Below are 10172 nucleotides of genomic sequence, written 5' to 3' on the forward strand. Positions count from 1 at the left end.
TCACGACTCTGTATGACGATTATACCCGGTCAGAAGTGCAGGGAAAACTGAAGGAGACCTTCAAAAAGCAGTATAAGCTGACCACATGGGTGGAGGTACAGATACGGTATAAGACCGTGTGGGTCATGACTCCTGCAGGAATCCCAGTCCCCACGCAGGTGCCCTACGAGTACCGCATCTTCCACACCAAGCTGGTGAACCGTGGCTTGGAAGTGGTCATTCGGGAAGAACTGAATAACGACCAATGGAAACGTTACGAGATTTTCCAAGATACCTTGGGCGGTCGGCCTTATCTATTCAACGGCGGATTGCCGCCCGGCGGCTCCGATGGTTCCGGCACACCGGGCATCGACTATCAGATTCCGGCAGAAGCCCTGACGGATGAGGAGTTCGCCGCCATCTACAAGGAAGCTCAAAAGTATGTTGGTACGCCCTATGTGTGGGGTGGTTCTACCCCGGAAACAGGATTTGATTGCAGCGGTTATGTCTGCTGGGTCTACAACCAGAACGGCTACAATGTGGGGCGCACCACCGCCAACGGTCTGTGGAACAAGAGCCAGCACATTTCCGAAGCCGAAGCAAAGCCCGGAGATCTGGTCTTTTTCAAAGGAACCTACGACACCCCCGGCATGAGCCATACCGGAATCTATCTGGGCAACGGCATGATGGTCAGTGCCGGCGACCCCATCAAGTACGCAAACATTCATTCGTCCTACTGGGAGAAGCATCTCGCCGGGTTCGGACGGCTTTCAAAATGATTGGAGGAGTATTATGAGCGAAAAATCGGATAAGCTGCGGGCGATGTTGGCAAAAGAGAAGGAACGCCGCATCAAACTGAACAATCGCATCGAGATTTTGGAGCGGCGCATTCAGGAGGAGGATTCCGCCGAGGTCAACGAGATGGTGCGGACTGCAAAGGTCACGCCGGAACAGCTTGCCGCCCTGCTGCGGCAGTCGGCAACCGCCACCCCGACCCCGGCTGCGCTGTCTGCTGTGGGTGCAACTTTTGAGAAGGAGGTCGATGCAGATGAAGATTAAGGAACTGGGTGCGCTGCTGGTATCGGCGGCACTGTGCGCTGGTATGGCGGCTCCTGCCTTTGCCTTTGAGGGCGAAGCCGCCCCCGTGGAGCAGCCTGTTCTGCCGGAAGTGGTGGAGGAGGATGTTGTCACCATCACGGACGAAACCTCTGGTGCCCTGACCCCGGAGGGCAACCTGACGCTGGTGGACGACTACCACACCAACTATTCCGATGGCAGCGGACAGCAGTTCATTACGCTGGTGTCGAAGTCGGGTGCGACTTTCTATCTGGTGATTGACCGCAACGCCAAGGGGCAGCAGACCGTCCACTTTATGAACCTTGTGGACGAAGCCGACCTTCTGGCTCTGATGGAGGAGGATGCTGCCGATGCCTATACCGCTGAAAAAGAAGCAGCGGCGCAGGCTGAACAGGATAAGCTGAAAGTCGAGGAAGAAGCCAAGAAAGCCGCAGAAGAAGCAGCGGCATCCGGCGAAGAACAGCCCAAGGAAAACAAGGTCACAAAGATCGCATCCAGCTTTCTGGGCGTAGTCGTGCTGATTGCGCTGACGGCAGGCGGCGGCTTCTATTTCTTCATCCAGCAGAAGAACAAAAAGCAGGCTGAAAAAGAAGCCCTTGACCCCGATGCAAACTACACCGAGGACAAGGGCGATTTTGAGATTCCTGTGGAGGATGAACCGGAGGAGAACGACGAGGAAGATACCGAACCCATCTGATTTTAAGGCGGCATTTTGCCGCCTACATATTGCAATCCAAAACAGAATGGAGGGATTCTTATCGCAAAATTGATCGTGGCGGAAAAACCGTCCGTCGCCATGGCTTACGCCAAAGTTCTCGGTGCCACCAGCCGTCAGGACGGCTACCTTGAGGGTAACGGCTATCTGGTGAGCTGGTGCGTGGGGCACTTGGTAGAACTGGCCCCGCCCAATGTCTACGATGCCAAGTATGTCAAGTGGAGCATCGCAGACCTGCCCATCCTGCCGCAAAAGTGGCAGTATCTGGTGTCTGCGTCAACCAAAAAGCAGCTTGGCATTCTGCAAAAGCTGATGCACCGCCCGGATGTGGATAGCATCGTGAACAGTTGCGATGCAGGGTAGTGCGGTTGGGTGACTTAGGAGAAAGAAAAAAGAGACCTCATCTCGTTGAAAATCAAATTTCAAAATCATTAAAGGAGCTATTCAAATGAAACGAAATCAGAATTTCGACCTTAATCACTCTCAAAAAGCGCTTTCCTGCCGCTACAACATGGACACCAACCGGGTGGAAACCCGATTTGAAGATGGCACAACCCTTTCCATTGATTGTATCGCCATTGAGGACGAGTACGGCAATACCCCGGCACAGCGAGCTGAACTTGATTGGCTGCTATACAACAATCCGCTGGAGTACGCACGGATGGTGCTGAGCGGGGAGATAGAGCACTACCTCACGCTCGGTTGTGACCATGGCAAACTGAAAGACTAACCTCTAAATAGGCCAAACAACCCGCTACTTGCAGTCGCTGCAAATGGCGGGTTGTTGGCTTATTTTAAGTTTTTCCTTTGCTCATAGTAGTGCAAAATCAATGGCCCAACGGTCAAAGAAATCACAAACATCAGGCAAATCTACTGGTTTCTTATAAATGTCGTTCTAAAATTCAATGGATTTTGCTATTTCTAGCACTTGTTTTTTTCGACACGAAAGTCGATTCAACCCTATATCTTATGTATCTCTCGATGATTTCAAGTTTGCCATTTGGGTGGCTTGATTATTGAGAAAATTCTAAATTCCTAAAAGGTCTATCATTTTCATCAATCGCATCGTTATTGAGAATAAGCACTGCACCACCACTTAACAGAGGAGACAGCTGTAAATAGCCTATATTATTTATTGAGAAAATGAAACGCTATTGCAACAGTTGAATACTGTATATTTTATCAAATTGATACGGATCTGATAGCAACACCTTACCGTTTGATATCACAAGAATGCTTTCGCCTTCTTTAAGATACGACAACTGAAGATTTCCTTTCAAGTAGTTTGATGCGCCATAAATTATATAATTGTCATCCGTATCATATAATTGATTTTTTGCAGTCGCATAAATACAATTGTTCTTCAGGTCAACTTCTTCAACTATAAGTTCCGATTTTTTTCTTCCGGATGTATTCAATTGAAATAGAATGCAGAGAGCCACTGCCACAAATGCTATGCCAACCATAATCTTCCGTTTGCATTTCATTTTATCAACCTCTGTATGAAAGGAACAGCGTATAAAGCGATTGTGTTATTCTCAATGCCCCTGTATAAGAAGTCGGATATGAAGAACCATCAATTGTGCTTCCATCTTTATGGATTCCGATAGCTACATACCCAGCTCCAGAAATATATTCTACAAGAGGACCACCACTAAAGCCACCTGTCAAATCCCAATCGCCCTTGAGATATTTTGAAGTCTGACTTCTAATATACCCAGAAGATTTACACATCCGATATCTCGCATCGGCACCATTTATTTGGCTCGGATAGCCATAAGCATACACCAACTGTGATGATGAATAATTGCTAGACTGCCAATGTAACCCAAGCCATCCCGTTTTCGTTCCTAAATTATTCTTGAGCGTAATAATTGCCCAATCCTCTGAACTTGTTCCAGCAAGATAAGAACCACTAACAATCATCGAACTTGCCGATACATTTTCGCTTCCAAAAGGTTTACTATTATCAGATCGAGCAGGTGCGACATTTACCGACTTAACGTAGGCTTTTTCCTTTATACTATATAGATTATGTGCTGCTGTTGCAAGTGCATTAGGCCCAATCATAAATCCAGAACCATAATTTGTCCCTCCATTATTGGTCGTTATCTGTAGGCATACCGTGCTACAATATGGTGTTGCTGTTGGATTATCAACAACAGTGATATCATTGCTTCCGATAATCGCATACAGATCGGGTAGATCAATATCCGAAATCTTTCCATTTGGAAAATAGCCTGCAGTTGTCTCTCCATCCGTGAAGGAATTGGTTTCAACTATAATTTCCTCTATAGATTCTTCTTTTGTATCAAAATCGTATCTATGGTATCTCTCGATATGAGATTTTCTTCCATCACTTTGATTATCTGCAAAAGCAGTCAGCCCAGAGTTAAGCTCCATTGAAGAAAGAGCCACAATCCCACTTGCTTTCAAAAAATTCTACGAGATATTTTTTCACTAGCCATTTTAATTTTCCTTCTTTACTTTTAGAGTATACACAAGATTTCTTATACATCAGTTGCTCTGCATTGGAAACGCCTCCGTAAAATTTTTCATACGTTAGAGCCATCCTTATTTTAGGTTTCAACTTTTACTTTCGTAAAAAATAAATACCACTGATTTTTTATCCAATAGCCGTGCTAAGATTTATCTCTATGGGATTCAACACATGCGTCTGCTGGCACAACCAAGCCCAATTGTTCACTGTAGTAGTAAACAAGTCGTCATAGTTGTTGTCATATGCAAAATCAAATGTGTCATGAACGGTAATCAAATAATACATTATAGAATTACCAATCATGAAGCCTGTTCCAGAGGTGCTTACCCTATGCAATGCATAGAATAAATCTGCATTATCAGACTTTTGAATTGTAAAAGACCAACTTCCTCCGCTAAAATCTTTCAAGCCACTATTAAGTACTTTGTTTTTATAATTATTAAAAACTGTTGTCGTGTTTAACTTGTCAAGCAATGGCGTCGAAGAGTCCGTCACACTCTCAGAATAGTCAATATTATATACAGAGAATTCAACCATAAGAGCCGCACATTCATATCCCTTATCCCGTGCAATTTGCGCAGCTGCCAACCATGCAAGCTGTGTATTATTTAACAAATTTCCAGATGCGCGTGTTTGATCTTCATCTTTCATCTTATCGATAAACTTATTTAATTCATCTATCGACATTCCCGAAAAATCAACATGATACTTATCATTCATGCTTTGAATAACAGGATTGCTAGCTTTACGGCTGCTTGTATTAGCAGCATAAGACACAGTATTTATCGAAAACAAAAAACACACCGAAAGAACTAATGATACGAACCTCTTCATAACGAACCTCCTTAAATTCTGTACTCTACTATATAAATTGTGTGCTTCTCATCGTCCCAGACAACGAGACTAAAATTCACATCTTCAGAATGTAAAAGCAATGTATTCATTTCGGCTTCCGAGCATAGTTCCTTATGTTGACTATTATCATAAAGAAAAAAATTTCCACTTGCAATTTCAGGAATCTTAAAATCCAATCCAAAATATGACGACACATTTTTTAATATAGAAGATATAGTTGGGGAATCATTAATTTTCTCCCATGAATCGAGTTGATGAACAATCTTGGTTGCATCCACATCGTAGTATACCGCTAACATTATCCCATCATTTTGCAATCCGCCATAAGCCTCATATATCAACGATTCAGAGTATGTTGCTTTTCCAATTTTGAATTGTTTCAAATAATCTCGTTTTTCATATTTGCTTTTTCTTCCAAGCATAAAGCCCAAAAGCAAGCACAGTGCGACTATAGCTAGGTATCGGATAACGTGCGTTGATCTCGCCTTTATAATTACCTCACACCTTTCTAACTTGCTGAAATATATAACAAGCTTCACTTATCTACTGGTACTTCCAGTAATGGTTTCACTCCGCCCATCGGAATAGCTAAAGGTTGCAGAATACTCCAGCCTGTAAGATTTTCCAGGCTTAGTGTTAAAGTTACCGCTCCCCACGCAGGTTGAGGTCGTGCTGCTGTTTGAGCAGCTGCTTACTTTTTGCCATGTTCCAATTGTTCCCTTTTCATAGAGAACGCCTGAAACGCTGATTTTCTTTACTCCAGTTCGTGTCTGGGCATCAACTTGATAGTATGTTTGGTAAATAGATCCGTTGACCGTACTATCGCCTACATACCGCTCAGACTTTTCAACGGCCATTGCGGTGCAAGCAAAACTCAAGAGAATCACCGCTGAAATAACAATGGACAACAAACGCTTTTTCGACATAGACATACACCTCCGTTTTTTCGCTCCTATCAAGAGCCTTTGTATAATCAACGTAATTCGCATCCGCTTCGTTTCAATTTTCAGGAGAAATTTTTTCAAATTTTCCATCTTTGTAAGTTCAGACAAAAAGAAAACCGGACATTTGTGAACTCTCACAAGTGCCCGGCTTTCTTATCGGATGCCTTTTGCAATTTTCATAATCTCATCGTATGGAATGTTTCCCATAACGGTATGTGTAATCCCCCGATGTTCCCAACTTAGAGTATAAACATTCTTTCCATGTTCATCCGTACTGGTTCCAAGTACACCATCTGCTTCTCCGACCTTTACGGTTTCGTACACTGTATGCTCATTATCAAATAGGGACTGCTGCCCCGGCTGGATAATTGAGCAACGGACAGTGTAGCTTTCTTCTGCTTCTTTTGACGAGTAAACATGTAAAAAGTTTTCTGCTCGTTCAAATTTCTGCGCATTGTCCATTTCAAAGCCGTCCGGCACATAATGATCGCTGTATCCATCCGGCAATCGTTCCAGCGGTTCGCCATCCACCTGATAAGTCAACTGCATCTCAATGGGCAGAAACTTTTGAATCATCGTGTAGACTGCCTTGCGGAAGTCTGCGCTGACCGCAAGTGCGCCAAGGGTCAGCACCACCAGCGTCAAGGCTGCAACCAACACCCGTTTCAACATCGGACGGTGTTTTTTCCTCCGTAATGCCACTGCCATTCGTTCATCCCATTGAGAAGTATCCGGGTAAAGTTCTTCAAGTTGTTCTGGTGTTGGCAGTGTATCCAGTTCCTTTTGTGCATCTGCACGAAGTGCAATCATCAAGGCCGCTTCAAATGAAATGTTTGTCTGCTCACTCATGGTTACTCAACTCCTTCCATAATAGTTTTCTCCCTCGAAAGAGCCGTGTTCGTACCACTTCGTCCGTTAATCCCAGCGATTTCGCAATCTCACGATTTGTATATCCCATTGCCAAAAGGCGTAATGGGTCAAGATATTTCGGTTTCATTTGTCCAATCAGTTCTGTCAACCTCTCGATATTGTCAACACTGATTATTGCATCATCTGGCACTGGCGCATTATCCTCAATATCTGGGATTTCTTCCAGCGATTCTTCGCGCCGCTTGCGAAGCTGATCATACGCACGGCTTCTACTACAACTAACGAGATCGGCAGCGAGTTCGTGACAGTTTTCTCGATGAATTTTAGAAAAATTTTTTGCAACGTACAAAAACACCTCTTGTAGCACGTCCTCTGCCAAATACGAATCATCCATGATTTTGTAAGCGGTATGGTAAACCAGCCGTTTGTATGTATTGTATACCTCGGTAAACTCTTCTTCAAAGCTTCGATCATCAAGCACACTTAGATATAACGCAAGCAACGCAATCACCTCTATCTACATTGATTGTGTGTAGTGTACCACGAACCAATAAAAATGTCGAATACCACTAATATTGTAAAGGAGCGTGATGCCATGACTCAACCCAAAACTGACCTTGCCTACCTCCGCAGCGAGAAAGCCAAAGCGGAGCAGCAGCTTCGCTACTACAAGCACCGTGAGAAAATTCTGGAACATCAGATACCGGAGTTGACCCGAAAAGCCCGTGTGCATCGTCTGTGTACCCGTGCCGGAATGCTGGAAAGTTTTCTGATTGCACCAGAAGATCTCACCAACGATCAGGTGATGGAGCTGCTGAAAATTGCATTCCGTCAACCAGAAGTTGCGCTGGCTCTTGCAAAGATGATTCACGACCTGCACGAGAGCCGCAGCGTTCCGAACCCTTTAGAATAAAGGGCGCAATTATACACCGTTCCGGTGAAATTGCGGTCTTGCAGACGGCTCGATGAAATCGAAGCTGGCGTTTGTGCGCCAGCCCGATTCCATCCCAAGGAAAACTGCATTTTCCTTGCGCTGCTTTGCAGCTATCCTTTTGCGGCTCCCGCCTGAGACCGAAGCGCACAGCACTCCGCTCCAAGGCGGCGAGTACAACCGAATACGATTCCAGACCGTTCATCAAGAGCAATCTTGCTGGGCGGTCTTTTTGTTTGGGGGTGATGCCTATTCCGTGTCCGCATTTCAAAATTACCATCGTCAAGCGCAGCCAAGGGCAGTCCGCCGTTGCCGGGGCCGCTTACCAGAGCGGCGAACGGCTGTTCAGTGAGTACGACCAGAAAACGAAATTCTACAACAAGAAGAAAGAACTTGTCCACGCCGAAGTCATGCTGCCTTCCCATGCGCCGCCCGGATATGCAGACCGGGCAACGCTCTGGAACGCAGTAGAAGCCGTGGAGAACCAGTGGAACTCCCAGCTTGCCCGGCGCATCGTGCTGGCGTTCCCGGTGGAGGTGCCGAAAGAGCGGTATCTGTCCATGATAAAGGAATTTTGTCAGGAGCAGTTTGTTTCCAAGGGTATGATTGCCGACTTTTCTATCCACGACAAGGGAGATGGAAACCCACACGCCCACATTCTACTGACGCTCCGAGCGATGGACGAACACGGCAAGTGGCTCCCAAAAGCCAGAAAGGTTTACGACCTTGACGAGAACGGCGAGCGCATCCGGCTCGCTTCCGGCAACTGGAAGTGTCACAAGGAAAACACGGTGGACTGGAACGACCAGAAGTACGCCGAGGTCTGGCGGCATGGCTGGGAGACCATCACCAACCGCTATCTGGAAGCTGCTGGCAGACCGGAACGTGTTGACCTGCGCTCCTTTGAGCGGCAGGGCATCCAGCAGATACCGACCGTCCATCTCGGCCCCGCTGCACACCAGATGGAAAAGCGTGGAGTGGAAACCTTTCTCGGCAACCTGAACCGGGACATTCGAGCCGCCAACAGCCTGATGCAGTCCATCCGCAGCGCCATCCGTGGGCTGCAACGCTGGATCGCAGACCTGAACGAAAAGAAGCAGCTTCTTCTGGACGCTCTGGAAAAGGCGAAAGAACCCACGCTGTCCGACCTGCTGATGGACTATTTCAACCTCCGCAATGAGCAGCGTAGCGATTGGTCTGGCAAGGCAAAACTGAAATGTACTGTTCGGGACTTTGAGGAAGTCAAACAGGCGGTGGACTATTTGAAAGCCCATTCCCTGAACACCGCTGAGGACTTGAACCATGCCATTGACAGCTTAAACCAGACCGCTGCTCCTCTCCGCAGGCAGTTGAAGCAGAACGAAAACCGTATGCGGGCAATCGCCCAGATAAAAGATGCTGCCGCCGTCCATGCCAAGCTGAAGCCCATCCACGATACCTTTATCAAGAAGAACTTCAAGCTGACCAAGGACGCTTACGCCGCCCAGCACAAGGAGGAACTGGACACCTTTAATAAAGCCGTCCGCACCCTGATGAAGCTGAACGGCAGCACAGCGGTGGATTTTTCGGCATTGGATGCCGAATTTTCTGCGCTGCAATCCAGCAGCGCAGAGCTGCACACCCAACTGGAAACCTTGCAGCCGGACATCTCCGCCCTGAAAAACATCCGCAAATATATCGACATGGTGCTGAATAAGCAGCAGCTTTCCGTACCGGGCGGTAAGACCTCGGAAAAAGAATCGGTGCTGAAAAAGCTGGAGCAGTTTCAGCAGAAAAAGTCCCACCACAAAACGACTTCCACTCCCCCAAACCGCGAAGAATCGCTCTAAACGATCTTTCTGTCACCGATATGCTGTTGCAATCAGTGGCAGAAATACATAATTCGTTTTTGTTGACTTTTGGCTATTCTCGTTGGCTAGTGAGTAAAGGCGCATTTTTAAGGTGGAAATTTTCTCCAACACCCCCCATTTTAGGCCACTTTTTCTGTTAATAGTAGAAACGCTTCTTTGAAGGCTAGTCATTTGTGACCTTTTTGTTAATTCTCAAAAAGATGGTTGTCTTTTGGTCTTTTTCGTCGGCTACCTATTGAGAGGACTTTTTCAAAGCCGGAGATTCGGTCTCAAGAATTACAATTCAATTACAAGTTTCTCACCAATGCTACGAAACAGGCGTTTTCGATGCCTACCAAGTGTAGGGCATCTTTTTCAAGACCATTCTCGGACTATTATGACGTTTTGTTTACAAAATTGCTTGCAATGCTACGAAATGGCCTTTTTCATCGGCTACCAAGTAGAAGGATGT

Annotated in this window: 13 protein-coding genes and 1 pseudogene; 7 read left to right on the forward strand and 7 right to left on the reverse strand. The window is 46.2% G+C overall.

All coding sequences use genetic code 11. The features are described from left to right. The 5 genes and pseudogenes from J3350_RS13600 to J3350_RS13620 form a co-directional block, all read left to right on the forward strand. A partial coding sequence (locus J3350_RS13600) for a C40 family peptidase (protein ID WP_207686994.1) occupies positions 1–758 on the forward strand: 758 nt, incomplete at its 5' end. A 13-nt stretch (positions 759–771) separates the two neighbouring features. After that, positions 772–1038 (forward strand): DUF4315 family protein, encoded by a 267-nt coding sequence (locus J3350_RS13605; protein WP_207686995.1) that lies wholly within the window; start codon positions 772–774, stop codon positions 1036–1038. Beyond that, on the forward strand, positions 1022–1753 hold the full coding sequence (locus J3350_RS13610; protein ID WP_207686996.1) for a DUF4366 domain-containing protein: 732 nt from the start codon (positions 1022–1024) through the stop codon (positions 1751–1753). Before J3350_RS13605 ends, J3350_RS13610 begins: the two co-directional genes overlap by 17 nt. Positions 1754–1813: 60 nt before the next feature. Continuing rightward, a pseudogene (locus J3350_RS13615) lies at positions 1814–2131 on the forward strand (toprim domain-containing protein); the annotation flags it as partial. Positions 2132–2219: 88 nt separating this feature from the next. Next, a complete protein-coding gene (locus tag J3350_RS13620; RefSeq protein ID WP_112091635.1) occupies positions 2220–2501 on the forward strand; it encodes a DUF6061 family protein in 282 nt (93 codons plus the stop codon). Between the two features lie 421 nt (positions 2502–2922). Here the strand turns inward: J3350_RS13620 and J3350_RS13625 are convergent, their stop codons facing one another. The 7 genes from J3350_RS13625 to J3350_RS13655 form a co-directional block, all read right to left on the reverse strand. Then, the gene (locus tag J3350_RS13625; RefSeq protein WP_112091636.1) at positions 2923–3258 is read right to left on the reverse strand and encodes a hypothetical protein; all 336 of its coding nucleotides are present in this window, start codon (positions 3256–3258) and stop codon (positions 2923–2925) included. Between the two features lie 4 nt (positions 3259–3262). After that, positions 3263–4189 carry a serine protease gene (locus J3350_RS13630; RefSeq protein WP_112091643.1) on the reverse strand — a complete coding sequence of 309 codons (927 nt, stop codon included), beginning with the start codon at positions 4187–4189 and terminating at the stop codon, positions 3263–3265. A gap of 208 nt (positions 4190–4397) precedes the next feature. Further along, positions 4398–5105, reverse strand: a complete 708-nt coding sequence (locus J3350_RS13635; RefSeq protein WP_223474533.1) for a hypothetical protein — start codon at positions 5103–5105, stop codon at positions 4398–4400. A gap of 11 nt (positions 5106–5116) precedes the next feature. After that, entirely contained in the window at positions 5117–5509 is a 393-nt protein-coding gene (locus J3350_RS13640) for a hypothetical protein (protein WP_223474532.1), read from the reverse strand. A 156-nt stretch (positions 5510–5665) separates the two neighbouring features. Further along, entirely contained in the window at positions 5666–6052 is a 387-nt protein-coding gene (locus tag J3350_RS13645) for a hypothetical protein (protein ID WP_223474531.1), read from the reverse strand. Between the two features lie 171 nt (positions 6053–6223). Then, positions 6224–6919, reverse strand: a complete 696-nt coding sequence (locus tag J3350_RS13650) for a DUF4367 domain-containing protein (RefSeq protein WP_112144695.1) — start codon at positions 6917–6919, stop codon at positions 6224–6226. Continuing rightward, on the reverse strand, positions 6912–7451 hold the full coding sequence (locus tag J3350_RS13655) for an RNA polymerase sigma factor (protein WP_370569333.1): 540 nt from the start codon (positions 7449–7451) through the stop codon (positions 6912–6914). The genes J3350_RS13650 and J3350_RS13655 overlap by 8 nt, the downstream gene beginning before the upstream one ends. Positions 7452–7535: 84 nt before the next feature. Here J3350_RS13655 and J3350_RS13660 point away from each other — a divergent pair, with 84 nt between their 5' ends. After that, the gene (locus J3350_RS13660; protein WP_097778411.1) at positions 7536–7853 is read left to right on the forward strand and encodes a DUF3847 domain-containing protein; all 318 of its coding nucleotides are present in this window, start codon (positions 7536–7538) and stop codon (positions 7851–7853) included. Positions 7854–8122: 269 nt separating this feature from the next. Beyond that, positions 8123–9700 (forward strand): MobQ family relaxase, encoded by a 1578-nt coding sequence (mobQ, locus tag J3350_RS13665; protein ID WP_370569334.1) that lies wholly within the window; start codon positions 8123–8125, stop codon positions 9698–9700. The last annotated feature ends 472 nt before the right edge of the window (positions 9701–10172 follow it).

Source organism: Faecalibacterium sp. Marseille-Q3530 (genome assembly GCF_017377625.1).
Lineage (GTDB): Bacteria > Bacillota > Clostridia > Oscillospirales > Ruminococcaceae > Faecalibacterium > Faecalibacterium prausnitzii_E.